Origin of the sequence: Psychrobacter sp. KH172YL61 (genome assembly GCF_007182895.1) — a bacterium.
GTDB lineage: Bacteria > Pseudomonadota > Gammaproteobacteria > Pseudomonadales > Moraxellaceae > Psychrobacter > Psychrobacter pacificensis.
Window position 1 is genome coordinate 136,968 of sequence record NZ_AP019516.1, and the last position, 26,447, is coordinate 163,414.

12 protein-coding genes and 8 pseudogenes are annotated in these 26,447 nt (G+C 44.3%); 19 read left to right on the forward strand and 1 reads right to left on the reverse strand.

Annotation, left to right across the window (positions count from 1 at the left end):
* From sdhD to PKHYL_RS00745, 11 genes and pseudogenes are all read left to right on the forward strand, one after another.
* On the forward strand, window positions 1-387 hold the full coding sequence (gene sdhD / locus PKHYL_RS00695) for a succinate dehydrogenase, hydrophobic membrane anchor protein (protein WP_227511562.1): 387 nt from the start codon (window positions 1-3) through the stop codon (window positions 385-387).
* Between the two features lie 354 nt (window positions 388-741).
* Window positions 742-2,592: pseudogene (gene sdhA / locus PKHYL_RS00700) on the forward strand (succinate dehydrogenase flavoprotein subunit).
* Window positions 2,593-2,798: 206 nt separating this feature from the next.
* Window positions 2,799-3,507: pseudogene (locus tag PKHYL_RS00705) on the forward strand (succinate dehydrogenase iron-sulfur subunit).
* 936 nt (window positions 3,508-4,443) lie between these two features.
* Window positions 4,444-7,328, forward strand: a pseudogene (locus tag PKHYL_RS00710) (2-oxoglutarate dehydrogenase E1 component).
* Window positions 7,329-7,481: 153 nt separating this feature from the next.
* Window positions 7,482-8,717: a 2-oxoglutarate dehydrogenase complex dihydrolipoyllysine-residue succinyltransferase gene (gene odhB / locus PKHYL_RS00715; RefSeq protein ID WP_071002569.1), complete on the forward strand. Its 1,236-nt coding sequence runs from the start codon at window positions 7,482-7,484 to the stop codon at window positions 8,715-8,717.
* 257 nt (window positions 8,718-8,974) lie between these two features.
* Window positions 8,975-10,430, forward strand: a pseudogene (gene lpdA, locus PKHYL_RS00720) (dihydrolipoyl dehydrogenase).
* 157 nt (window positions 10,431-10,587) lie between these two features.
* Window positions 10,588-11,789 (forward strand): annotated as a pseudogene (gene sucC, locus PKHYL_RS00725) (ADP-forming succinate--CoA ligase subunit beta).
* Window positions 11,790-11,853: 64 nt separating this feature from the next.
* Window positions 11,854-12,729, forward strand: a complete 876-nt coding sequence (sucD, locus tag PKHYL_RS00730) for a succinate--CoA ligase subunit alpha (RefSeq protein ID WP_058023974.1) — start codon at window positions 11,854-11,856, stop codon at window positions 12,727-12,729.
* Window positions 12,730-13,064: 335 nt separating this feature from the next.
* A complete protein-coding gene (locus PKHYL_RS00735) occupies window positions 13,065-13,937 on the forward strand; it encodes a UTP--glucose-1-phosphate uridylyltransferase (RefSeq protein WP_071002567.1) in 873 nt (290 codons plus the stop codon).
* Window positions 13,938-13,939: 2 nt separating this feature from the next.
* A pseudogene (pgi, locus tag PKHYL_RS00740) lies at window positions 13,940-15,615 on the forward strand (glucose-6-phosphate isomerase).
* Window positions 15,616-15,722: 107 nt separating this feature from the next.
* Entirely contained in the window at window positions 15,723-17,057 is a 1,335-nt protein-coding gene (locus PKHYL_RS00745) for a UDP-glucose/GDP-mannose dehydrogenase family protein (RefSeq protein ID WP_240365733.1), read from the forward strand.
* Between the two features lie 65 nt (window positions 17,058-17,122).
* Here the strand turns inward: PKHYL_RS00745 and PKHYL_RS00750 are convergent, their stop codons facing one another.
* Window positions 17,123-18,610 carry a phosphomannomutase CpsG gene (locus tag PKHYL_RS00750; RefSeq protein WP_240365734.1) on the reverse strand — a complete coding sequence of 496 codons (1,488 nt, stop codon included), beginning with the start codon at window positions 18,608-18,610 and terminating at the stop codon, window positions 17,123-17,125.
* 244 nt (window positions 18,611-18,854) lie between these two features.
* Between PKHYL_RS00750 and mazG the strand changes: the two genes are divergently transcribed.
* The 8 genes and pseudogenes from mazG (at window position 18,855) to yjgA (ending at window position 26,395) form a co-directional block, all read left to right on the forward strand.
* A complete protein-coding gene (gene mazG, locus PKHYL_RS00755; protein WP_223334353.1) occupies window positions 18,855-19,721 on the forward strand; it encodes a nucleoside triphosphate pyrophosphohydrolase in 867 nt (288 codons plus the stop codon).
* A 76-nt stretch (window positions 19,722-19,797) separates the two neighbouring features.
* The gene (locus tag PKHYL_RS00760) at window positions 19,798-20,097 is read left to right on the forward strand and encodes a ComEA family DNA-binding protein (protein WP_240365735.1); all 300 of its coding nucleotides are present in this window, start codon (window positions 19,798-19,800) and stop codon (window positions 20,095-20,097) included.
* Between the two features lie 166 nt (window positions 20,098-20,263).
* A pseudogene (pcnB, locus tag PKHYL_RS00765) lies at window positions 20,264-22,409 on the forward strand (polynucleotide adenylyltransferase PcnB).
* Window positions 22,410-22,422: 13 nt separating this feature from the next.
* Window positions 22,423-22,931 (forward strand): annotated as a pseudogene (folK, locus tag PKHYL_RS00770) (2-amino-4-hydroxy-6-hydroxymethyldihydropteridine diphosphokinase).
* 118 nt (window positions 22,932-23,049) lie between these two features.
* Entirely contained in the window at window positions 23,050-23,850 is an 801-nt protein-coding gene (gene panB, locus PKHYL_RS00775) for a 3-methyl-2-oxobutanoate hydroxymethyltransferase (RefSeq protein ID WP_071002559.1), read from the forward strand.
* A gap of 50 nt (window positions 23,851-23,900) precedes the next feature.
* Entirely contained in the window at window positions 23,901-24,803 is a 903-nt protein-coding gene (gene panC / locus PKHYL_RS00780; RefSeq protein WP_083328898.1) for a pantoate--beta-alanine ligase, read from the forward strand.
* 50 nt (window positions 24,804-24,853) lie between these two features.
* On the forward strand, window positions 24,854-25,834 hold the full coding sequence (rapZ, locus tag PKHYL_RS00785) for an RNase adapter RapZ (RefSeq protein ID WP_093069802.1): 981 nt from the start codon (window positions 24,854-24,856) through the stop codon (window positions 25,832-25,834).
* A 48-nt stretch (window positions 25,835-25,882) separates the two neighbouring features.
* Window positions 25,883-26,395 (forward strand): ribosome biogenesis factor YjgA, encoded by a 513-nt coding sequence (gene yjgA / locus PKHYL_RS00790; protein WP_071002557.1) that lies wholly within the window; start codon window positions 25,883-25,885, stop codon window positions 26,393-26,395.
* Window positions 26,396-26,447: the final 52 nt, after the last annotated feature.

Below are 26,447 nucleotides of genomic sequence, written 5' to 3' on the forward strand. Positions count from 1 at the left end.
ATCAAAAGTGCTACTGGTCTGACAGGTTCAGGCTCACGCGATTGGATTATTCAGCGTATTAGTGCTGTTGTTTTAGCCGTTTATAGTGTGGTGTTGCTGGGTTTCTTTTTGACCCACGGCGATGTCACGTATCTTGAGTGGTCATCATTCATGACTAGCCTGCCAATGCGTTTATTTAGCTTAGTTGCTGTACTTGCATTAGCTGGCCATGCTTGGGTGGGAATGTGGACAGTATTTACTGACTATATTACGACAGGCAAACTGGGCTCAAGCGCAGCAGGTTTACGTTTAGTGCTACAGTCATTGATGATTATCGCTATTTTAGTATTTCTATTTTGGGGCATCATGATTTTTTGGGGTAACGGCTTTAGTGTCGTTGCTGTTTAATGATTGAGTGACCAGCTTTAGTATTGATATAAGCATCTATATATAACGGATGCGCGCAGCTGGTATGTCAGCTGATAGAGTAGTTTAAAAGTATCCGTTGATAGCCAAAAATAGTCATAGCATTGGACCAACAGCGCCCACTATTTAGATTGTCGCTGAATGAGCAACAAGGTTGAGCAGGTTTGGTTCAGTATAACGATAGATATGCAAATTAAGTGGTCAAAGACTGTTATATCCTCTTCTTTAATAAGTGCATGTAATGGCCAAATAAAAGCCCTTAAACCTGCAATAAGAAGATTTTAAAACACGCTTTTCATTTACTTATAAGCATTAATAGGCATTAGGAAAACCGTAATGGCAACTAGACAAGACAATACCATTAGTAATATTAAGACCCTAAACTACGATGCAGTTATCGTTGGTGGCGGTGGTTCAGGTATGCGCGCTTCATTGCACTTAGCGGAAGCGGGTATGAAGGTTGCAGTCCTGACCAAAGTATTCCCAACACGTTCGCACACGGTTGCCGCTCAGGGTGGTATCGGTGCAAGTTTGGGCAACATGAGTAACGACAACTGGCACTTCCATTTTTATGACACCGTAAAGGGTCAGATTGGTTAGGTGACCAAGACGCTATCGAGTATATGTGCCGTGAAGCACCAAAGGTAGTCTATGAGCTTGAGCACATGGGCATGCCGTTTGACCGTAACGAAGATGGTACGATTTATCAGCGTCCATTCGGCGGTCATACGTCAAACTATGGCGAAAAAAGCGGTACAACGTGCGTGCGCTGCTGCTGACCGTACAGGTCACGCATTGCTACACACGCTGTATCAGAAAAACTTACAGCAAGGCACTGAGTTCTTTATCGAGTGGATTGCGCTTGATTTGATCAAAGACGAAGCGGGTAACATCAACGGTGTTATCGCTCTTGAGCAAGAGACAGGTACTGTTGCGGTATTCCAAGCACCAGTTACTGTTCTAGCAACAGGTGGTGCAGGTCGTATCTTTGCCGCTTCTACCAACGCTTATATCAACACTGGTGATGGTATTGGTATGGCAGTTCGCGCTGGTATCCCACTACAGGATATGGAGTTCTGGCAGTTCCATCCAACGGGCGTTCATGGTGCAGGTGTACTATTGACCGAAGGGTGCCGCGGCGAAGGTGCTATCTTGCGTAACAAGGATGGCGAAGCTTTCATGGAGCGTTATGCCCCAACCGTTAAAGATTTGGCACCACGTGATCTCGTATCGCGCTCTATGGACCAAGAAATTAAAGAAGGTCGTGGTTGTGGCCCTAATGCTGACCATATCGTCATGGACATGACCCATTTGGGTGTCGACACTATCATGAAGCGTCTACCGTCAGTATTTGAGATCGGTAAAAACTTCGCCAACGTTGACATTACTAAAGAACCTATTCCAGTTATCCCAACCATTCACTACATGATGGGTGGTATTCCAACCACTATCCATGGTCAGGTAATCGTGCCGGATCTAGAGGCAGGTACAGATGAAGACGGTTTATATGCTAATGGTAACGTCGTTAAAGGACTATACGCTATTGGTGAGTGCGCTTGTGTGAGTGTACACGGTGCCAACCGTTTAGGTACCAACTCACTACTTGATTTGGTTGTGTTTGGTCGTGCTGCTGGTAAGCACATTGTTGATGAGTTCCATCAAAATGATCATAACTACAAACCACTTGATCCGCATGTACTTGATATCACGGTTGGTCGTTTAAACAAATTGCAGCAATCAACATCAGGCTACAATGCACAAGACGTGGCTGATGAGATTCGTGCGACGATGCAGAAACACGCCAGTGTATTCCGTACGCAAGCCATGATGGATGAAGGCGTTGAGAAAATTTTAGCGCTGGGTGAGAAAGTCGAACAAATCCATTTGGGTGATAAATCACAAGTCTTCAACACTGCTCGTATCGAAGCGTTTGAAGTGGCAAACCTATACGAAGTAGCAAAAGCGACGATGGTATCAGCCGCGAGCCGCCACGAAAGCCGCGGCGCGCATAGTGTCTCTGATTATGATCGTCCAGAAGATGATGACTATGCACCAAACGGCCGTAATGACCACGATTGGATGAAGCATACTTTATGGTATTCTGAAGGCAACCGTATCATTTACAAACCAGTTCGCAAAGTGCCACTGACTGTTGACTATATCGAACCAAAAGTTCGCGTCTATTAATCCTAGACTATGCGCTCGATATAAACAGAAAGCTTAAACGTTTTATCCCTTATTCATTTATTAAAAAGGTGACCGCCAGCTACATGCTCATAGGAGTGCTGCTAGGCTATTAATTGATATTCAATTATCAGTAGTGATTAGTAGCCAGCACTCATATGTTGCAATCTTTGTATGCCCGCCATCACCTACGTGTGGAGTTTAGCATTATGAGCCGAGGTACTCGCACCATCGAAATCTATCGCTACGATCCTGATGTGGACGCAGCCCCACGCATGCAAACTTATACGATTGAATTACTTGATTCAGATCGTATGTTGCTTGACGTGTTATTACGCCTAAAGAAAGAAGATGAAACAATCACTTTCCGCCGCTCTTGCCGTGAAGGTATTTGTGGTTCTGATGGCATGAACATCAATGGTAAAATGGTCTAGCATGTCTAATCAACATGAACACGCTACCAGAAAAAGTAACCGTTCGTCCGTTACCTGGTTTGCCAGTGGTTCGTGACTTGGTTGTTGATATGAACCAATTCTACGAGCAATACGAAAAAGTACATCCGTACTTAATCAATGATCAGCCAGCACCCCCAACTGAGCGTCTGCAGTCTCCTGCTGAGCGTGAAAAGTTAAATGGTCTGTATGAGTGTATTCTGTGTGCATGCTGCTCAACGAGCTGCCCATCTTTTGGTGGAACCCTGATAAGTTCTTAGGTCCATCAGCGTTGCTACATGCGTATCGCTTTGTGGCTGACAGCCGTGACGGTGACACGCAAGCACGTTTGGCGCGTTTAGACGATCCGTTCAGTTTATTCCGTTGCCGCGGTATCATGAACTGTGTGTCAGTTTGTCCAAAAGGCTTGAACCCAACCAAAGCAATCGGTCATTTACGTAATATGTTGATTGATCAAGCTGGTTAATTGTTTTGATTATTATTGACTAACAAAAACACCACCTATTCATTAGGTGGTGTTTTTGTTAGTCAAAATCACCGATTATAGTAGTATTAATTTTCTGATTACTATTGTTTGAAGTGGGCTTCTATTGGTAGCGATGAATAATCCTGCCGGATAGGTAGAACAAGAAGCCTAGTACACTGGTGAATAATAGAACGTTAGTCTATCCGTAAATCCGTACGGGCGATACGTTAGTCATATGCAAGAAGACATATTGTATAAACAGTCAATCTATACAATCAGATACACGTAAAGTTTGGTATAATTACATCCTGAACTTGATCAAACATTGCGAAGTTTGTTTCCAATGCATTAAAAGTAGCATTTATACGGGCTATTGCATTAATACAATAAAACGTTATGTATACAATAACGATGCTTCTATAATTGATAATAGATATTCATTACGTAAATACTTAGTATTGAACAAACAAACTATATCGCAAAAACGCTCATGATATGCTATACAGCAATGCATGTTTATCTGAAACAATAAGATTTGTTAGCAAATAGCGGATATTTCAGCGATAATAGCCAGTTTATAGGCTAGCTGAAAGATTGACCATTTATTAATAATTTATCATTGATGAATTGGTTATGGCTAAAGAAGTATATATAAATTAATGTTGTGAAACGAGCCAGATCAGAAAACTGAGTGTTCACAAATAAATTTATTTTTAACATAGGTGTTGCAATAAGACTTGTTATCACTATTTAGCATTACTTGCTCTTTTAGACAATGACAGCAATATTCTATAGTGACGGCAATACTTAGGGATAAAGGGTTTTATCGAACTGTATTCAATGGGGTATGACGAATTGTCTAAACGCCTAGCATACAACGACTGACACCATAATAAGCACGATTCCATTCATTTATCTATCAAATAGACGATTATTATGAATAGTATAACCAAAGAAAAAGCGGGCCAAGGACATACTGAACTGGCCGCCGATAATGCCAGCTATATAGAAGCTCTTTATGAGCAATACCTAACGGACCCTGATAGTGTTGACACAGATTGGCAAGCGTACTTCGAACAGTACAAATCGTCAAATGATGCTCAGCATAATGCTATTAAAGACCAATTTTTGTTACTTGCCCGCAATCAAACGGCGAACAAATCGAGTAACGAAAGTACCGGTACAAGTAGTAGTAATTCAGACAACTGTACTGATCCAAAGCAAATGGGTGTACAGCAACTCATCTCCGCATACCGCCGCCGTGGTCACCGCCGCGCCAAGCTAGATCCATTGAACTTACATCCACGTGCAGAAGTGGAAGATCTGACCCTAGCTTATCACAACCTATCAGAAGCCGACCTTGATACTGTATTCCCAACCAATGATTTAGTGATCGGTAAAGACGAAGCGCCATTGCGTGAAATTATCGAGATCATGGAGCGTGTTTACTGCCGCCATATCGGTATTGAGTATATGCATGTGACCACCAGCACTGAAAAACGCTGGATGGAAGAGTATGTAGAAAGCAATCTAGGCTATATCAAGTTTGACAAAGAAAAGCGTTTGTCTATTCTTGAGCGTCTAACAGCGGCCGAAGGTCTAGAAAAATATTTGGCGCGTAAATATACAGGCGTTAAGCGTTTTGGTCTAGAAGGTGGTGAGAGTTTCATACCTGCAGTCAATGAAATCATCCAACGTGCTGGTGGCTATGGTACAAAAGAGATGGTCATTGGTATGGCTCACCGTGGACGTCTAAACGTGTTGGTCAATATTTTGGGCAAAAACCCTGCAGACTTATTTGATGAGTTTGACGGTAAAGTGCAGCCAGAAAAAGGCTCAGGCGACGTTAAGTATCACAATGGTTTTTCATCTAACGTGATGACCCCAGGTGGTGAAGCGCATTTAGCCTTAGCATTTAACCCATCGCATCTTGAAATCGTTGCACCAGTACTACAAGGCTCAGTACGTGCACGTCAAGTGCGCCGTAATGATCAGCCGTCATTAGATAATACTGGTGGCAACTCAGTGTTACCTATCGTTATCCATGGTGATGCGGCTTTTGCTGGACAGGGTGTGGTTCAAGAAACCTTCCAAATGTCACAGACCCGTGCTTATACCACTGGCGGTACTGTACATATCGTTATCAATAACCAAGTTGGCTTTACCACTAGCCGTCAAGAAGATGTTCGTTCAACCGAATATTGTACTGATGTCGCAAAATGGTACATGCACCAATCCTACACGTGAATGGTGATGATCCTGAATCAGTCGTTTTCGCGGCTCAATTAGCCTTAGACTATCGTCATCAGTTTGATAAAGACATCATTATTGACTTGTTCTGCTACCGTCGCAACGGTCACAACGAGGCAGATGAGCCTTCAGCCACTCAGCCATTGATGTATGCAGTTATTAAGAAGCTGCCAACGACACGTACCCTTTATGCACAAAAGCTCATCGCAGAAGGTATCTTAAATACTGAAGAAGAAAAACAGTATGAAGATAATTATCGTGAATCTTTAGACCGTGGCGATTACGTTGTCAGCTCACTGGTTCAAGAGCCTAACGAGCAGCTATTTGTAGACTGGAAGCCTTATCTAGGTCATGACTTGGTTGACGATTGGGATACCAGTGTTGATATCGAAAAGCTCAAAGGTTATGGACGCCGTATGGCTGAGATGCCAGAAGGCTACAAGCTACAGCGTCAGGTTCAAAAGGTTGTTGAGCAGCGTCTAGCCATGCAAACAGGCGAAGAGCCTCTCAACTGGGGTGCCGCTGAGACATTAGCCTATGCATCATTAGTTGATAACGATGATGTCTTGGTACGTATTACTGGTGAAGATGTCGGCCGTGGTACATTCTCACATCGTCATACTGAAATCTACAATGTTAATGATGGCAGCATGTATGTGCCACTTGCTCATTTGAGCGAGAAACAAGCACGCTTTGCAACTTATAACTCGTTATTATCAGAAGAAGCTGTATTGGCCTTTGAATATGGCTATGCAACCACCGTACCGAATGCTTTGATCGTTTGGGAAGCGCAGTTTGGCGATTTCGTTAACGGTGCTCAAGTTGTCATTGATCAGTTCATCTCAAGCGGCGAGACCAAATGGCAACGCGTTTGTGGTTTGACCATGTTGTTACCACATGGCTTTGAAGGTCAAGGCCCTGAGCATTCATCTGCTCGCCTTGAGCGCTTCTTACAGCTATGTGCTGAAGACAATATGCAAGTCATCACACCAACGACGCCCGCGCAAATTTTCCATGCCTTACGTCGTCAGGCGATACGCCCAATTCGTAAGCCTTTGATCGTTATGTCACCAAAGAGCTTATTGCGTCATAAGCTAGCAACTTCTCATTTAGAAGAGCTTGCTAACGGTAAGTTCGAAACGGTATTGCCAGAGATGGACGATCACAACGCAGACAAAGTGACTCGTATGGTGCTATGCGGTGGTAAGGTTTATTATGATCTACTAGAACAGCGTCGCGCATTGGGTCTTGATCATGTTGCGATCGTCCGTATCGAACAGCTCTACCCATTGCCAGAGCAACGTTTGGTCGCTGAGATTGAAAAATACAGCAACTTGACCGAGATTGTATGGACGCAAGAAGAGCCATTGAATCAGGGCGCTTGGTACTACTTAGCACCGCATATGTTCCGTATTGTTGTACCACATCCAACAAAAGCAAAAGTGATGGAGCCCGTGGCACGTCCTGCTAGTGCAGCACCTGCAACAGGATCTCCAAAACTGCATGCACAGCAACAACAAGCACTGATTGCTGGTGGCCTTGGTGTAAGTGTTGATGAATTAGCTCAATAATAGATTGTCTATTAAGATTATAGAAGATAAATGAATCAGGCGATGACAGTCAGTATGTTTTAATATTCCGCCAAATAGCATTATTAAAACGATACTGATTGCCTATCACGACTTAATAATAAGTATGAATATCCAAATCTAAGGAGTATATCGATGGCTGACATCAAAGCCCCCGTTTTTCCAGAATCGGTTGCCGATGGCACAATCGTTGAATGGCACGTCACTGAAGGTCAACAAGTAAGTCGTGACGACCTACTAGCTGAAATCGAAACTGATAAAGTGGTACTAGAAGTCGTTGCACCAGATGACGGTGTATTGACCAAAATCGTCAAAAACGTTGATGATACTGTATTGTCCGACGAGCTGATTGCTGAATTTGAAGCAGGCGCAAGTGCTGGTGAAGCACCAGCGGTAGAGACAGATCAACCCGCTGCGCCAGTACAGCCAAAACAAGCTACTGATGGCGGTGAACCAGTACAAGCTACTGACAAAAAAGACGAAGCAGAGCACAAAGATCAAAGCCCAGCCGTCCGTAAAGCGGCAAAAGAGTCTGGCGTTGATCCTAAAGATGTGGAAGGTAGTGGCCGCGGTGGTCGTGTCACCAAAACAGATATGGCAAACCCAACACTAAAATCAGACAGCAGCATCAAATCAGACAGCGGTCGTCCTGTAGCAGAATCAACGGGCGAGCGTACTGAAAAACGCGTTCCAATGACGCGCTTGCGTAAACGTGTTGCTGAGCGTCTATTATCAGCATCACAAGATACCGCGATGTTGACGACGTTTAATGAAGTGAACATGAAGCCATTGATGGACATGCGCGCTAAGTACAAAGAGAAGTTCGAAAAACGTCATGGCGTACGTTTAGGCTTTATGTCGTTGTTTGTAAAAGCGGCAACTGAAGCGCTAAAACGCTTCCCAGCAGTCAATGCTTCACTAGATGGTGATGACATTGTTTATCATGGTTTTTATGATATCGGTGTAGCCGTATCATCAGATCGTGGTCTGGTCGTTCCTGTACTGCGTGATACTGACCGTATGGGTATGGCGGACATCGAAGCCAAAATCCGTGAATATGGTAGCAAGGCGCAAGAAGGCAAGCTTGGTCTAGACGAGATGACGGGTGGTACATTCACTATCTCGAACGGCGGTGTATTTGGGTCATTGATGTCAACCCCTATCTTGAACCCACCGCAAACTGCCATCCTAGGTATGCATGCGATCAACGAGCGCCCAATGGCGGTCGACGGTAAAGTTGAGATTTTACCAATGATGTACCTAGCGCTGTCTTATGACCATCGCATGATCGATGGTAAAGAAGCGGTACAGTTCCTAGTAACTATCAAAGAGTTGGTCGAAGACCCAGCTATGTTGTTACTAGACTTGTAAGCTTCTAAGCTTGTATTGGCAACCGCTGATACAAGCTTTTTAGCTTTGGTACAGATAATAGCTCTACTTGATAAGCAGCAATTGATTTGCTGCTAATTATATTCAAAGAATTTAATAATGGTGACTGATGCTCAGTGATCGATAAGTTAGTCTTTCTCACGGACATAGCGTATTAGCTATCAAGTGTAGACAATGCTGAGCGTTTGGTAAAAAAAAACAGTTTAAATAACACATAAAATTAAAAATAGGAACGTACTATGAAAGACAATTATGATTTAGTCGTCATCGGCGGCGGTCCTGGTGGTTACGAAGCAGCGATTCGTGCAGGCCAGCTCGGTATGAGTGTTGCTTGTATCGAAAAGCGCGTTTATAAAGGCGAGCCAGCACTTGGCGGTACTTGCTTAAATGTCGGTTGTATCCCATCAAAAGCCTTGCTTGACAGCTCACATCGTTATGAAGCAACTAAGCATGACCTTGATGAGCACGGTATCAGCACTGGTGATGTGGCTATCGATATCGAGCAGATGATTGCTCGTAAAGAAGGCATCGTAAAACAGTTGACTGGCGGTGTTGCTGCACTACTAAAAGGCAACGGCGTAGACTGGCTACAAGGCTGGGGTACTCTTGTTGACGGTAAAGGCGCGGACAAGCAAATCAAATTCACCGCCCTAAGCGATGACAGTGAAACCACCATCACTGCCAAAAACGTCATCCTAGCGGCAGGCTCAGTGCCTATCGAGATTCCAGTAGCGAAGACTGACGGTGACCGTATTGTTGATTCAACTGGCGCGCTTGATTTCACTGAAGTACCTAAGCGTCTAGGCGTTATCGGTGCTGGTGTTATCGGTCTTGAGCTTGGTTCAGTATGGCGTCGTCTGGGTAGCGAGGTCGTCGTATATGAAGCACTTCCTAGTTTCCCTAGCTGCTGCTGACAAAGACATCTCAAAAGAAGCCGGCAAAATGTTCAAAAAGCAAGGTCTTGATATCCGCGTTGATACCAAAGTCACCAATGCTGAAGTACAAGGTGATCAAGTTGTCGTCACTAGCGAAAGCAATGGCGAATCGAGCGAGGAGAGCTTTGACAAGCTAATCGTTTGTGTTGGTCGCCGTGCTTATTCTGAAAAGCTACTTGGTGAGGACAGCGGTATCACGTTGACCGAACGTGGTCTTATCGATGTCAATGATCAGTGCAAAACCAACCTTGATGGCGTTTATGCGATCGGTGATTTGGTCCGTGGTCCTATGCTTGCGCATAAAGCGATGGAAGAAGGCATGATGGCCGTTGAGCGTATTCATGGCGAAAAATCTCAAGTTAACTATGACACTATCATCAATGTCATTTATACTCACCCAGAAATTGCATGGGTAGGTCTGACTGAGCAAGAAGCTGAGGAAGCTGGCTACGAAGTGAAGACCGGCTCTTTCAACTTAGCTGCTAACGGTCGTGCATTAGCGCAAAGTGAAGGCCAAGGCTCTATCAAAGTCGTCGCCGATGCGAAAACAGATCGTTTGTTAGGTATGCATGCGATCTCTGCTGGCGCTGGCGATATCGTCCATCAAGGTATGATCGCAATGGAATTTGTCTCTAGTATTGAAGACTTGCAGCTGATGACATTTGCGCATCCAACGATTTCAGAAGCAGTGCATGAAGCGGCGCTATCTGCAGATGGCCGTGCTATCCACGCTATCCAGCGCAAAAAGCGTAAGAAATAACTAGTTGCTCGTTTAATTATTATCGATTTACAACCTGATTGGGGTATCGCTATTTTGGCGATGCCACAATCATGAGTGCGTCAGACGTATGATTCATATGTATATGTGCGCACTTGATTTCACTTTTATTAATTGTAAAAAATAAAGGATACAATCAATGAATTTACATGAGTATCAAGCAAAAGAGCTATTAAAAAGCTACGGATTGCCAATTCAAGAAGGCATCATCGCCCATAACGGCGACGAAGCTGCTGCAGCTTTTGATAAAACCCCAACGGATATCGCGGTAATTAAAGCGCAAGTACATGCTGGTGGCCGTGGTAAAGCGGGTGGCGTAAAACTTGTCAAAACTCGCGAAGAAGCCAAGCAAGTTGCTGAAGAGCTGATCGGTACTAACCTAGTAACGTTCCAAACTGATGCTGATGGTCAGCCAGTCAACTTCGTATTGGTTGCAGAAGATATGTATCCAGTACAAACTGAGCTATATCTTGGCGCTGTTGTTGACCGTGCGACTCGTCGTGTGACGTTCATGGCCTCTACCGAAGGCGGCGTAGATATCGAAGAAGTAGCACACAACACACCAGAAAAAATCTTCAAAGTACACGTTGATCCTTTAGTTGGTTTAATGCCTTTCCAAGCGCGTGACGTTGCGTTCAAACTTGGCCTTGAAGGCAAGCAAATCAATCAATTTGTTAAATTGATGACTGGCGCCTATAAGGCATTTGTTGAAAATGACTTTGCATTGATGGAAATCAACCCATTAGCCGTTCGTGAAAACGGCGAAATCGTTTGTGTTGATGGCAAAATTGGCATCGACTCAAACGCCCCATATCGTCTGCCAAAAATCGCAGCACTACAGGATAAAACTCAAGAAAACGAGCGTGAGCTTAAAGCCGCTGAGTTTGACCTAAACTATGTTGCTCTAGAAGGTAACATCGGTTGTATGGTTAACGGTGCTGGTCTTGCCATGGCGACCATGGACATCATCAAATTGTATGGCGGCAAGCCTGCTAACTTCTTGGACGTTGGCGGCGGCGCAAACCAAAGATCGCGTTGTTGAAGCGTTCAAAATTATCCCTTGAAGACAGCAGTGTTGAAGGCGTACTAATCAACATTTTCGGCGGCATCGTACGCTGTGACATGATTGCAGAAGCGATTATTGCTGCAGTAAAAGAAGTTGATGTACAAGTTCCTGTGGTCGTGCGTTTAGAAGGTAACAATGCTGAGAAAGGCGCGCAGATCTTAGAAGAGTCTGGTCTGAAATTAATTTCAGCTCAAGGTCTTTCTGACGCCGCGCAAAAATTGTCGACGCTGTTAAAGCGTAATAGCCAAAGCGTAATGACGGCAGTGGCATATTGAAATGCTAATGACAGCTGAAGCCTGCTGCCATCATTACAAGACAACCGAATACAAGGAAAATATAATGAGTGTATTAATCGATAAAGATACCAAAGTATTGGTACAAGGTTTTACTGGTAAAAACGGTACGTTCCATTCAGAACAAGCCATCGAATACGGCACCAAAGTAGTTGGCGGCGTAACCCCAGGTAAAGGCGGTCAAACGCACCTAGGCTTACCAGTGTTTAACACAATGGCGGAAGCCATGGAAGCGACTCAAGCTGACGCTTCTGTTATTTATGTACCAGCACCATTTGTACTAGATTCTATTGTTGAAGCCATCGATGCTGGCGTTAAGTTGATCGTTGTGATCACTGAAGGCGTACCAACTATCGATATGCTAAAAGCAAAACGCTATCTCGAAGAAGCTGGCGACGTGCGTTTGGTTGGTCCTAACTGCCCAGGTGTTATCACGCCAGGCGAATGTAAAATTGGTATCATGCCAGGCCACATCCATCAGCCAGGTAAAGTGGGCATTATCTCACGTTCTGGTACGTTGACTTATGAAGCGGTTGCTCAGACAACTAAGCTTGGTTTTGGTCAGTCAACGTGTATCGGTATCGGTGGTGACCCTATCCCTGGTATGAACCAGATTGACGCGCTAAAACTGTTCGAAGCAGATCCACAAACTGAAGCAATCATCCTAATTGGTGAGATCGGTGGTACTGCTGAAGAGGAAGCTGCTGCTTACATCAAAGACCATGTAACTAAGCCAGTTGTTGGTTATATCGCTGGTGTTACCGCTCCTGAAGGCAAGCGTATGGGCCATGCTGGTGCTATTATCTCTGGTGGTCAAGGTACTGCTGAAGAGAAATTCAAAGCGTTTGAAGATGCTGGCATCGCGTACACACGTGACCCATCTAAACTTGGCGACAAACTAAAAGAAGTTACTGGCTGGTAAGATAGACATTAGTCTATAGTGAAACTACTAAAACTATATTGAAATGTTAAGAAGACACCCCTACAATGGGGTGTTTTTTTATATCTGAAAATCCTATGAAAAGCGAGATATTGGCCATTACTTATAAAGATTGTATCAGTTTTCATAAACATGTTATTTTGAATGATATGGCTCGTAATTTTTGATTCAGGGTTCTTGAACTGATAATTTCTGTATATCTGCTGAGACGTTTGATATTAGCAAGGTACAAATCCAAATCGCTATAATATCTACTAAGTATTTGCTAAGTTAGCATTATTTTACCTAACCTACTTTCTTAAAACAGTCCTCTTATTATGAAAAAAATTACTCATGCTGTTATCCCTGTCGCAGGCTTTGGTACGCGTATGCTGCCATTGTCTAAATCTGTGCCAAAAGAATTGTTACCGCTTGGCAATCGTCCTGCTATCCATTATGTGGTCGAAGAGGCTATCGCTGCGGGTATCAAGCATATTGTCTTGGTCGGTCATGCACAAAAAAGCGCGATTGAAAACTACTTCGATATCAATGCTGAGCTAGATAATCAATTACGTCATAAAGGTAAAGATGAGCTGGCTGATAGTTTAAATTGGCTACCAGAGGATGTAACGGTATCAATGATACGTCAAGGTAAGGCCTTAGGTTTGGGGCATGCAGTACTAGCTGCGCGTCCTATCATTGGCGAGCATGATTTTGCTGTATTGCTCCCTGATGTCGTTCTCGATCCGTTTACTACTGATATGGCTGCTGATAATTTGGCCTTTATGATTGATGCTTTTAGTCATGACGGCCATTCGCAAATATTGGTAAATGAAGTTGCTGACGAAGATGTGCACAAATACGGTATCGCCAAACTTATCGATACCAGTCATATAGATGAGTTTGGCGACGTTAATGCCAGCTTTGGCGTGGCAGGTTTTGTAGAAAAGCCAAGCTTAGCAGAAGCACCATCAAACCTAGCTGTCGTAGGGCGTTATGTTTTTAGCAATCATATTTTTAATTACCTCGCAAACACTAAAGCCTCAGTCGGTGGTGAGATTCAACTGACTGATGCTATCGATGCGCTTATTAACGAATATGGTGTGAATGTGACAACGATGCGCGGTGCCAGTTATGATGCCGGTGACATGCGCTCGTATATGCAAGCGTTTATCTATTTTGCCGAGCAGCAATTAGCAGATGAAAAATAGCGATGGATAAGATAAAGGACGATAAGAAGTATCATAGCGCTCGCCGTTCCAAATACTGGGAGCAGTTGCAAACGCTTGCGGCGCAGCCATGGTCGCTGGCAAGTTTATTTGCGCAAGATGACAGTCGTGCGACACGCTTTAGTGCGCAAGCTGGCGCGCTGTACATGGACTATAGCAAGCAGTGTATCGATGAGCGAGTTATGGGTGCTTTATTGCGGCTAGCAGATAGCTGTGAGCTGTCCGCTCGAATTGATGCATTGATGCAAGGCGCGATGGTCAACAATAGTGAAGAACGTGCGGCCCTACATACAGCACTACGTCTGCCTGAGAATGCAGAGCTACAAGTTGGTAAGCAAGATGTGGTTGCCGATGTACATCATAGTTTGGCACAGGTAGCGAGATTATCCGAGCGTGTCCGTAGTGGCACATGGCGAGGGTTCTCAGGTAAGGCCATCACCGATGTGGTTAATATTGGCGTTGGCGGTTCTGATCTTGGGCCGCTCATGGCGACTGCTGCGCTTGACGAATGGGCAGATACGGAAATCGGTGTACATTTCGTCTCTAATATGGACGGCACTCAGCTTGATAATCTACTAAAGCACCTCAATCCTGAAACCACATTATTTATTATCTCTTCCAAATCCTTCGGTACGGTTGATACCTTATCTAATGCCAAAACCGCACTGTCTTGGTTACTTGCGACGGCGACGCTGCGCGCTGGTACTGAAGACAGTGTGTTGCGTCGGCACTTTATTGGAATATCAGCCAATAGTGAAAAGATGAGGGTTTGGGGGATACATCCTGAGCATCAATTAGAGCTTTGGGAGTGGGTTGGAGGCCGGTTTTCTTTGTGGTCAGCGATTGGGCTAGCCATTGCTATTCGTGTTGGTATGAATAGGTTTAGGGAGCTACTAAGTGGTGCTCACAGTATGGATGAGCATTTTGCACAGGCAGATTTTGTAGATAACTTACCAGTATTGCTAGGGCTGCTAGCTGTATGGAACAGTACGTTTTTGAGGGTGAATGCCCATACCGTATTGCCTTATGATGGACGGTTAGGCTATCTGCCTAGCTACTTGACCCAGCTTGAAATGGAAAGTAATGGCAAGTCGGTCACTCAGCACGGCGACCATATTGATTATGATACTTGTCCAATTCTGTGGGGCGAGATTGGTTCAAACGCTCAGCATGCCTTTTATCAGCTACTGCATCAAGGCACGCAGCAAGTCTCCTGTGATTTTATCGCTTGTGTACGCCGTTATAGTGGCGAGGTGCAAAACGCCTCGTTGCAACAACAGCATGAGCTATCTTTAGCAAACTGCCTAGCGCAAAGTCGAGTCTTGGCATTTGGCAATGCTGCTGTCACAGAGGCATCGAATAGTGATGCAAAAACGGTATCCAGTGCAGATAAATACAAATATTACCGTGGTAATCAACCATCGACTACCTTGCTTATCGATGAGCTTACGCCTCATAGTTTGGGTGCGCTGGTTGCGCTCTACGAGCATAAAGTCTACGTGATGGCCAGTATTTGGGATATCAATCCGTTTGATCAATGGGGGTTGAGATGGGCAAGCAAATGGCAGAGTCTGTGCATGACGCTATGCAGCAAGAGGCTCACAGCCAATTTGACACTTCTACCGACCAGTTATTACAGCATATCAAAAAACTGTCTTAGTAATACTGATCAATCAATAATGTAAAAAGGTACACTCATGGGGACTGCTACAAACGATCAATGTATGCCTTATAATGGATTTGCATCAAACCCATTGACCAACTCCAATGTGTGTGCTGGTTGGCCATAGTATTGAAGCGATTACCAGTGCCGTGGTGCTGGCAAGTTTAGGTCAACGCGTTCATCTGTATGCAGATATAGATCTATTGGCTCAGCAGATACAGCAATATAGCTTTGAGCATCATCTGCAAGCGCTATGGCAAATGTATGTACAGCAGCGAGTTATTACAAGTCAAGCATTGCCAGATAGTGCAGAGACGTTAATACAATATTATGAAACGGCAAATCATGGTGACAGCCACGTCGTCAGTCAGAGCATTCATAGTGATGATCAAAATAAAGTGGCGCTTTACTGGTTGTTTTTAGACAGTATTAAGTCTGCGTGGACAGAAGATGGTTGGATTCGGGCTTTTAATCAAAGCCATCAGCAGGCATTACCTGTAATAATGAGCGGAATTAAGGAATTAGGCGCTGTATCAGCACTATCTGAGCGTCTACAGCGAGCGTGGGTCTATTATATACCGTTTGTTTTTTTGCAAGATGGTGATGCTTATAACTCCATGTTGAACCCTGCATTATGGTTGCTGGGTGAAAAAACAGCAGACAGCAACCAACATTTAGAGATGTTACAGCCGTTAATGCAGCATGCTCGCGCCGCTCATCATGCCGATATCGCAACGATAGAGTTTGCGCGTAGTAGTATCATGGCGATGCTCGCGACCCGGGTGAGCTTTATGAATGAGATGTCACGCTTGGCGGATAGCCAGCAGGTGGATATCAGTCAGGTGAGTCGTATTATGGGGTTGGATGAGCGCGTAGGCAGTAGCTATCTACAGGCAGGATGGGGGTTTGGCGGTAACACACTACCTACCGAGCTGGCTAAGTTACAGCAGTCGAGCAAAATGCATAGTTTAGACATGCCTCTTTTACAGTCTGTCGTGCATATTAATGAGGACCAAAAAGAGCTGATATTTCGCAAGTTTTGGCAGTATTTTGATGGTTTCATTGACAATAAAACTGTCATGATCTGGGGCGGCAGTTATAAAGCAGGCTCAGGCCGTACCGCAGGCTCAGCCATTCATCCATTGTTAGCATTACTGTGGTCTTATGGTATCCGTACACTGGTTTATAGTGATAAAGCACAGGGTGAGCTTGCTGCACTGTACGAACAACAACCATTGCTTGAATTGATTAGTAGTCCTTATCAGAGAATCAATGATGCTCAGGCCGTTTTTTTGATCAGCTGGTCGCCACGAGATCGATTGGATATTGATAAAATCAATCAGCAAGCCATGCCGGTATTTGATGCGCAAAATACATTTACTCGATCGCAAATTGATCGCTTAGTAGGCGACTATGTGGGCATTGGCCGATCTAAATAATGTTATTGAAGTTCTTCATTATTAAAAAAGCTCGCTAATCATGATTAGCGAGCTTTTTTGTGACTTTACGCTGGTACTGCTCCTTGTACCGCTAGCCATTGTTGAATTTCTTGCGTTTTACTAGCCAATAACGAGTGATCGCCGCGACTTTCGATATTCAATCTAATCAGTGGTTCAGTATTTGAAGCACGCAAATTGAAGCGCCATTCGCCAAAATTTAGGCTTAAGCCATCAAGCAGAGATTTATTAGGGCTGTCTACACTAAATTTTTCTTCAATGGCACTGATGATGGTTGGGGCATCATGAGTCGTGAGGCGGAAGTTTAGTTCGCCTGAGCTGGGATAAGACTGAATATAGCCTGTGACCAATTCTGATAAGGTCTTACCTGTGATAGACAGCAGCTCAATGGTGAGTAACCAAGGAATCATACCGCTGTCACAATAGAAAAAGTCACGGAAGTAATGATGGGCCGACATCTCGCCACCATAGACCGCACCTGAGTCCCGCATGATTTGCTTGATAAAAGAATGTCCAGACTTACTGATGACGGCATTTCCGTTATGCGCTTCGATAACCGCTTCAGTATTATATATCACTCGTGGATCATAGACGATTGACTCACTCGGGTATTTGTTCAAAAATGCTTGAGCGAGCATACCGACGATGTAGCTACCATCAATGAACACGCCATTTTCGTCAAACAAAAAGCAGCGATCAAAGTCACCGTCAAAAGCAATACCAAGATCCGCTTTGTTTTCTAGTACGGCTTGCTGGGTCGCCAGTCTATTGGCTTCAATCATTGGATTAGGAATACCGTTAGGGAAGCTACCATCAGGCGTATGATGCAACGTGATAATTTCAATGGGTGCACCAGCTTGCGTCAGTCTATTGATTAACAAGTCAACGACTGGACCTGCACTACCATTGCCTGAATTAACGACCAGTTTGAGTGGTTTTAGTTTATCAATATCGATAAAAGTCATGACATGATCGATATAAGCACTTTTATCAGTCAATAATTGCAACTGTCCTGATTGATTGTCAGTGGTAAATTGTCCTGATTCTGCCAATGCCTGAATCTCTGCCAAACCGTCATCAGCACTGATAGGTTTTGAATGTTCTTTGACCAGTTTTAAACCATTATAGTTGATAGGGTTGTGACTGGCAGTCACCTCAATACCGCCCAGCGCCTGATAATAACTGGTGGCAAAGTACACCTCTTCCGTACCACTCATGCCCAAATCTATGACGTCGACGCCTGCATCAACGATGCCTCTGATAGCGGCTTGTTTTAATTGCTCACTAGAGTGGCGAATATCACTACCAATGACAATAGCTGGTTTTAGATCTGCCATATCATTGGTTTTATTTTCAATGGCTGCGTGATAGCGCTGATATAAAATCTGAGCAAAAGCCCGACCAATACGGTAGGCGATGTCTTCATCGAGATTGACGCCAAGCTCACCGCGTATATCATAGGCTTTAAACGAGTTGATGGTGATAGCATTGAATTCCGTGGCTGGCTGATAGCTGGTGGTCGCAGAAGTCGACATAATGATAAAATTCCTTGCGCATGAGCAATGATAAAATAAGAAAGTAGATAGCATAATTATAAGCCAATCAGGGTTCAATGATACATTAACTACTCAATGAGTTAGATACATGTCGATATGTATGATGCAGATTTATGCTGATCGATCACTAAGCCTCGTACTACACTGACATACGAGAATGATAAACTATACGCTATACCAAGCCAAAAAATGGCATGATAAATAAGATATAAGAGTATTTCCTATGAGTATTTTAGACAATAAAATTACCGTACCTAAGCCCGTGCAAGGCACACCAGAAGCGAACGGTGAGTTTGATGATTTACTGGCTTTGATGGCTCGTCTACGAGCAGATTGTCCGTGGGATAGGAAACAGACCAACCATAGCCTTATTCCGTATGCCATTGAAGAAGCCTATGAGCTGGGCGAAGCAGTGCAAAGCGATGATGATGAAGATATCAAAGGTGAGCTGGGTGATGTCCTATTACAAGTCATCTTTCATTGTCAGATGTACGCTGAACAAGGGCGTTTTGATATGAGTGATGTCATTACGACTTTACAAGAAAAGCTGGTTCGCCGTCACCCTCATGTATTTGAAGCCGAAACGCTCAAGGACGATGCCGCAGTAAAAATACGCTGGGATGAAATTAAAGCGGAAGAGCAACAGGCACGCGAAGCACGAGGTAAGTCAAAACGTCGCTTAGATAACGTAAAAGCCGGTAGTGCTCTCATGCAGGCACAAAATGTACAAAAACAAGCGTCAACGCTGGGTTTTGATTGGGACGGTGTTACTGGTGCCGTCGAAAAGCTAGACGAAGAGATTGCCGAGCTAAAGCATGAGCTAACAGATAAATCTATAGTCGAGATCAAAGCCAATATCAGAGAGGTAGAAAAGGAATTAGGCGATTGCATGTTTGCGCTCGTCAATGTCGCACGTAAACTAAACCTTGATGCAGAAGCCGCTACCTTAACCTGCGTACATAAATTTAAATCACGTTTTGGTTATATTGAGGAGCAATTAGCATTAAGTGGTAAGCGTTTGGAGGACAGCGATATAACCGAAATGGATGGATTGTGGGAAGCGGCGAAACAACATGAACGCTCATCATAAAATTTCGTCTCACAGTTATATTTCGCCTAGCAGCTACACAGCAATGTCTATTGTTAGTCTTTTATGCGCTCTGCTGATGCTTAATAATGCCCACGCTGCTCCCTGTTTTGAGAACCCTCAGCGCGCTTACAATTATCTGTTGGCACAAGAAAATGCCAAAATACAGGCACGAGATGAAGCCACCGTAAATATCAATCGTGCCAGTGAAGGCGAGCTGGTATCGCTGAATGGTATTGGCAGCAGTAAAGCCCAGGCGATTATTTTATATCGTGAAATGTTCGGTGAATTCAAAACAGTAGATGAGTTGGCAAAGGTGAAAGGTATTGGTGCAAAAACGCTTGAGAAAAATCGAAGACGCTTAAGTGTGCAAGATTAATAGCGGTATTTTGCATTAATCAATCCCAATATTGACAAAATAGCATGTAAGTAAATGTCATAACACACCCAGCACGTGCAAAATTTGTTAAACTAGCGGGTACATCCGCCTGATAAACGCTGTGTTATTCAGGGGTGGTTAAAGAATACCGGCGAGGAGTAGATGCATGGCCGAGCGTGCCGCCAAGCAGTTAGAACTGAACAAATCTGAATTACCCAATTCCATTACTGAAGTGATTGCCACATTGACCCGAGCTGGGTTTGATGCGTATATTGTTGGTGGCGGTGTGCGCGATACCTTATTGGGTCTGCGCCCAAAAGACTTTGACGCCGTGACTGATGCCAAGCCGCACGAGATTAAAGACGTCTTTGGCAAGCGTTGCCGTATCATCGGTCGCCGCTTCCAATTGGCACATGTATATTCAGGTCGCGAGTTAATCGAAGTGGCGACGTTTCGTGGTCCACCAACGAGCAATGCCAATACCAATCAGGACGGTATGATCCTGCGCGACAATGTGTGGGGCGATATCAAGCAAGACTTTGCCCGTCGTGACTTTTCTATCAACGCGCTTTATTATCAGCCGCTCAAAGGCGTGGTTCATGATTTCTGCGGTGCGCTTGATGATATTGATAATAGAATCATTCGTCTATTGGGTCATGCGCCAGTGCGTATCGAAGAAGATCCAGTAAGACTATTACGTGCGCTGCGATTTAAAAGCCAAATTGGGCTTTGAGTTTGATGATGCGTTATCCGATCAGTTTCATGATGGTAATTGGGCGCTGCTTGAGCAGATATCGCCACATCGTCTCTACGATGAAACACAGAAGATGTTTACCGGTGGCTATCTAGTGCCACTGTTGCCACTATTGTTTGAGTCTGGCGCGATCGATAGCCTCATCATTTATCCACCAGCCGAGCCAAGCGCCTTAGTCAATCAAGTGGCCATCAATACCGACAAGCGTATTGCGGCAGGCAAAAGCATCAATCCAGCGTTCTTTTATGCAGCGCTATTGTGGGAAAACTATTTGCATCAATTGGCAAAAGCTAAAAAGCGCAATATGCCGTTTGCTGAAGCACAAATGCATGCCGCTGGTAAAGTCATTGACCGTCAACGCATCAAAACCGCTATTCCAAAATTTGCTGAGCAGTTTATCCGTGATATTTGGATATTGCAGCCAAAACTTGCGGCTCCGCGTAGCAAGCAAATCGTTCAGCTCTCTGAGCATCCGCGCTTTCGTGCGGGTTTTGACTTCTTATTATTGCGTGAGCAATGCGGTGATGCTGAGCATCCATTGTCAGAGTCGACGAATGGCATGGGCGAGTGGTGGCAGACGTATCAGACATTGTCTGAGCGAGAGCAGCAGCAAGCGATTGAAGCGTTCGACGAAAATATTCGCCGCGGTGCCTATAAAAAAGGGCAACGTAGCCGCGGACGCAACCGCCAAAAACCAGAAGCAAATATCACTGATCACTCACCATCTAATCAGAACAGTGCAAAACAAAGTAAAGCCAATACTAGTACTGATAAAGGTAGGAATGATCAGACAATGGTAAATGACCCATCAAATATCCCAGCACGTCGTCGTCGCGCTGCCAGTCAGACCAAAAACACTGGTAAAGAATATGATACGCAGCAAGTCAAGCAAGACAGTAATGAGCTTGCTCAGCTACAGCAGCTATCGCTTGCCAGTAATAACCAAGCGACAAACAAAGGCCATCACTCTAAACCTGCGCCACTGTTCGTTATAGAGCACGAAAAAGTTGTGCCACCGCTACAAAAGCAACTATTAGATGAGCAAGCATCGCAGCCGAAGCGCAAGAATGCACCTGTGCAAACGGATAAAGCTGATCATTCAGATAGTACTCAGTTGTCTAAAGCTAATTCGTCAGAGGTTAAGGCAACATCTGATCAGGTAAAACCAACTCGCTCAATCGCCAGATCGCCAGCGCTTGTCAGTATGAATAACGAGCCGATTCCGCACAAGCGTCGCCGTCGTCAGCCTACTGTTGATAGTACAAATAGTGTCGAGTTGCAAAGCAAAGCTGATAAAGAACAATCAACAGCGAAGTATGCGAGAAAAGCACTTAAGTCAGTAGCGTCATCAGCTAGTCCAGCTGATACTACAGAAGCAAAAACTGTAGCGCGTGAAGGGACAAAGAAAGCGGCTACACCAACAAAGGTCAAGAAACCAGTCAAAGCAAAGACTGAGCAAGTTAATAGTAATCAAGCGCCTGCTGTTAAAGTGACCGATGATAAAGGCCCTGTGCCATCAAAACGCCGTCGCCGTCAGCCTAGTACTGACAGTGCCTGATATGAATAACAGTATGAATGATAGTCACTGGGTTACCTGTTATGTGGGCCTAGGTAGCAATCTATCTAATGAGTTGGGCTCGCCTATAGACCATTTGCAGCAAGCGCTTGAAAGCATGAAAAGAGTGAGAAAATACGCGAAATTAGCGTGTCTTCTTTTTATGCGTCAGCGCCAATGGGTCCACAAGACCAGCCAGACTTTATCAATGCGGTTGCTGGGTTTGAAACGGTAATGACGCCTTTTGAGCTGCTTAGTTTTTGTCAGCAGTTAGAAAGCATGGCCAAGCGGGCACGTTTGCGCCGCTGGGGTGAGCGTAGTCTAGATGTCGATATTTTACTATATGGTGATATGCAGATTGCCGAACCACAGCTAACGGTTCCGCACGTTGGACTATGCGAGCGTAATTTTGTATTAATACCACTGCGAGAGTTAGCGCCACATTTGACTATCGTAGAAACACCAATAGCTGATTACCCACAAAGTCATGATTGGACAGGCTTAAAATTATTATCAAACGACTGATCTGCAGTGGCTTATCATAACTGATTAAGTATCAGATACTTTTTATGATAGCTCACTAACGCTCGCTAAAATGATAGACATTGATAATTAAAGGCATTGCAAGTTAATTGAGGGTCATATGACAACATTATCTACGTTGAATAAATTTAAAAAAGAGGGTACTAAGTTTACTTGCTTGACGTGCTATGACTCAATGTTTGCACGGATGATGGATAAGGCACAGATCGATACGATTTTGATTGGTGATAGTCTAGGTATGGTCGTGCAAGGCCATGACTCAACACTACCTGTAACCGTCAATGATATGGCCTATCACACAGCCAATATCGCTCGTAGTAATAAACACGCTTTGATATTGGCTGACCTGCCGTTCATGAGTTATGTGACGTTGCCAGAAGCCATTGCCAATAGCCGCCAATTGATGCAAGCAGGGGCGCATGTGATTAAGGTCGAAGGCGGTAGTGAGCTCTGTGAATTGGTGACGACTTTAGCGCAAGCAGGAACGCCTACTTGTGTACATCTTGGTTTGACTCCGCAATCGGTCAATGTCTTTGGCGGCTATAAGATTCAAGGCCGCGGTGACGAAGCGGCTGACAAATTGCTCGCTGATGCTAAGGCAGTGGTTGATGCTGGTGCAGCGCTTTTGGTGCTAGAGTGTGTGCCGGCAGCACTTGCCAAAACAGTGACAGATGCTGTTGCTGTACCAGTCATTGGCATCGGTGCAGGCGCAGATACTGATGGTCAGGTACTGGTGATGCATGACATGTTGGGCATGGTACACGGTCGTGTGCCACGTTTTGTACATGACTTTTTGACCGATGAGCGCAATCATGCACGCAGTATTGAAGGGGCTTTTGCGTTATATCAGCAATCAGTACGTGAGGGCAGCTTTCCAACTGAACAGCATCAATTTAGCTAATCTATTTGAGCTTTCAAATATCAGAATATTGAAATATAAGAAAAACTACCATGTCTCCAATTATTTATCATGATATCCCATCACTACGTGCAGCGCTTCAGCCTTATCGTGGTCACCAAATTGACAAACAAGACCGTCAGCAGCGTATTGCGTTAGTACCAACAATGGGTAATCTGCATCAGGGTCATATAGAGCTGGTAAAAATTGCTAAACAGCATGCGGATATCATCGTCGTTAGTATTTTTGTCAATCCTACTCAGTTCGGTGTGGGCGAGGATTTTGATAGTTATCCGCGTACACTAGACGAGGATGTGGCTAAGCTTGCCACTGTTGGTGCAGATTATGTGTTTGCGCCAAGCGTTGATGCGATGTACCCAGTATTACCACCACCGACTACTGTATTAGCTGGCGCTATTAGTAGCCAACTATGTGGTCAATCACGTCCTGGTCATTTTGATGGCGTTGGTATCGTTGTCTCTAAGCTTTTCAACATTGTGCAACCAGATGTGGCGATATTTGGCCAAAAAGACTATCAGCAGCTGGCTATTATTAAGCAGTTGGTGCGTGATTTGAGCTACCCAATTGAGATTATTGGTGCACCTATTATTCGTGCTGATGATGGGCTAGCGCTCTCCTCACGTAATCAATACTTAACCGAATCTGAGCGACAAGTTGCGCCTATACTGCATCGAGAGCTACAAGATTTGGCAGAGCAGTTGAAAGGTGGTGGTATTAGTCAGCAAGCGTTTGAATCATTACTAAAAGACAAGCGTACACGCATTAGTGATGCAGGTTTCACGATCGATTATCTAGAAGTAAAAACTGAAGCGCTGGGTTCTGTCGTAAGTGACTCTACAACTTTCAATATAGAAAATAAAAACATTGTTATTTTGGTTGCAGCATGGCTGGGACGCGCACGTTTATTGGATAATCAGTTAGTAGTGGTGGGGTAAACCCTTCGGTACATATTGTATCGGATGCAATGAACTAGAATGGGTAGATCATGGATATAAATCAGGATCAAAGCGAGAATCAAGCCGCATCGACAACGCCAAAAATATCAGCGCCAAAAATATCAACGGATAAACTCAGCATTCTAGTGGTATCAGGCCGTTCAGGCTCAGGAAAAACCTCAGTACTGAATATCTTAGAGGATTTAGGTTACTACTCTATTGATAATCTACCGTTGTCTTTATTGCCGAGCGCCGCGCACAAACTGGTAAAAGAGAGCGGTATCAATCGCATTGCCCTTGGCGTTGATATTCGAACGCCGCGCGCGGATCTGTCCAATTTTGCAGCAACCTATGCAGCATTAAAAGACACTTACGGCAGTCAAGCTGTTCAAGTGTTGTATGTGACCGCGCAGGAGAGTACCCTGATAGCGCGTTTCAATGCGACGCGCCGTGTACATCCACTCATGTCTCAGGATGTCGATAGTGACAATGCAAACCATGTCGTATTCAATCTACCTGCCGCGATCAAAAAAGAAGTTGAGCTGTTAAAGCCCATCTCCAGTCAAGCAGATATCAAGATCGATACAACGACTTTAAATATTCATCAGTTAAAAGACAGGTTACGCGAACATATTGGCATGGACAATCAAATTGTCATTAACCTGCTGTCATTTGGTTTTAAGCACGGTAGTCCTATTGATGCTGATTTTGTGTTCGATGTCAGGATTTTGCCTAATCCACATTGGAATCCTGAGCTGCGTGCCTCGACAGGGCTCGATGCTGAAGTCAGCACGTTTTTTGCAGAGTATCCTGAAGTGGCTGAAATGCTAGATGATATCGATAAGTTTTTGACACGTTGGCTACCAGAGTTTTTGCACAATAATCGTCATACAGTGACGGTTGCGATCGGTTGTACCGGCGGTAAGCATCGTTCAGTATTTATCACCGATCATCTACAGCGTCGCCTCGCTGATACGATGCCAGAAGGTGTAAAGGTACTGGCAAAGCACCGTGAAAAAAGTCGTTGGTAGTTATATTCAGCACTATTAATTTATTACTTATTATTTTGGAAAGCTTTTATGATTGACTGGTCAGAACAAGATATGCGTGTCTCGCGCACAGAGCTCAAAAAAGCCCACGAGCGCTTACAGCAGTTATCCATACCACTCGCTAGCCTCTCAAAAAAGCAGTTAAAAACGTTGCCAGCTAGTGATTATTTTATGGCTGAACTCATGGCATTGGCCGATATTACCAGCGCCAATGCTCGTAACCGTCAGACCAAACGCGTCGGTAAGCTCATCAGCGAAGAAAATCGCCACGAGTTGGTCAAGGCATTGTTTGATGCATTTTTCCCCAAAGAGCAGGTGTCTAAAATTGAAAGTTGGTATGATCGTCTAAATATCAATGATGAGGGCACGCTCAAGCAATTTGTCAAACAATACAAAGCCTCTGAACACAACAGTATGTATCAATTACTACTATGGATTGAGTACGCCAAACATATGCAAGACGACGAGCTAATGGCAGAATCCAAAGCAGACTTGGCAAGCTATATTCGCGAAGTGGCGATCTTGTCGCAATTGAAAAAATAGATATACGATAGTAATATCGACTAGATTTTAGAACGCAAAAAAGCCAATCAAT

Bases quoted from the DNA above. Each gene is read 5' to 3' on its own strand.
- PKHYL_RS00750 (WP_240365734.1), bottom strand. From the start codon at position 18,610: ATGTCGACTTCTGCGACCACCAGCTATCAGCCAGCCACGGAATTCAAT.
- odhB (WP_071002569.1), top strand. From the start codon at position 7,482: ATGGCTGACATCAAAGCCCCCGTTTTTCCAGAATCGGTTGCCGATGGC.
- rapZ (WP_093069802.1), top strand. From the start codon at position 24,854: ATGGATATAAATCAGGATCAAAGCGAGAATCAAGCCGCATCGACAACG.
- yjgA (WP_071002557.1), top strand. From the start codon at position 25,883: ATGATTGACTGGTCAGAACAAGATATGCGTGTCTCGCGCACAGAGCTC.
- PKHYL_RS00760 (WP_240365735.1), top strand. From the start codon at position 19,798: ATGCTTAATAATGCCCACGCTGCTCCCTGTTTTGAGAACCCTCAGCGC.
- panC (WP_083328898.1), top strand. From the start codon at position 23,901: ATGTCTCCAATTATTTATCATGATATCCCATCACTACGTGCAGCGCTT.
- sucD (WP_058023974.1), top strand. From the start codon at position 11,854: ATGAGTGTATTAATCGATAAAGATACCAAAGTATTGGTACAAGGTTTT.
- PKHYL_RS00745 (WP_240365733.1), top strand. From the start codon at position 15,723: ATGTGTGTGCTGGTTGGCCATAGTATTGAAGCGATTACCAGTGCCGTG.
- PKHYL_RS00735 (WP_071002567.1), top strand. From the start codon at position 13,065: ATGAAAAAAATTACTCATGCTGTTATCCCTGTCGCAGGCTTTGGTACG.
- panB (WP_071002559.1), top strand. From the start codon at position 23,050: ATGACAACATTATCTACGTTGAATAAATTTAAAAAAGAGGGTACTAAG.
- mazG (WP_223334353.1), top strand. From the start codon at position 18,855: ATGAGTATTTTAGACAATAAAATTACCGTACCTAAGCCCGTGCAAGGC.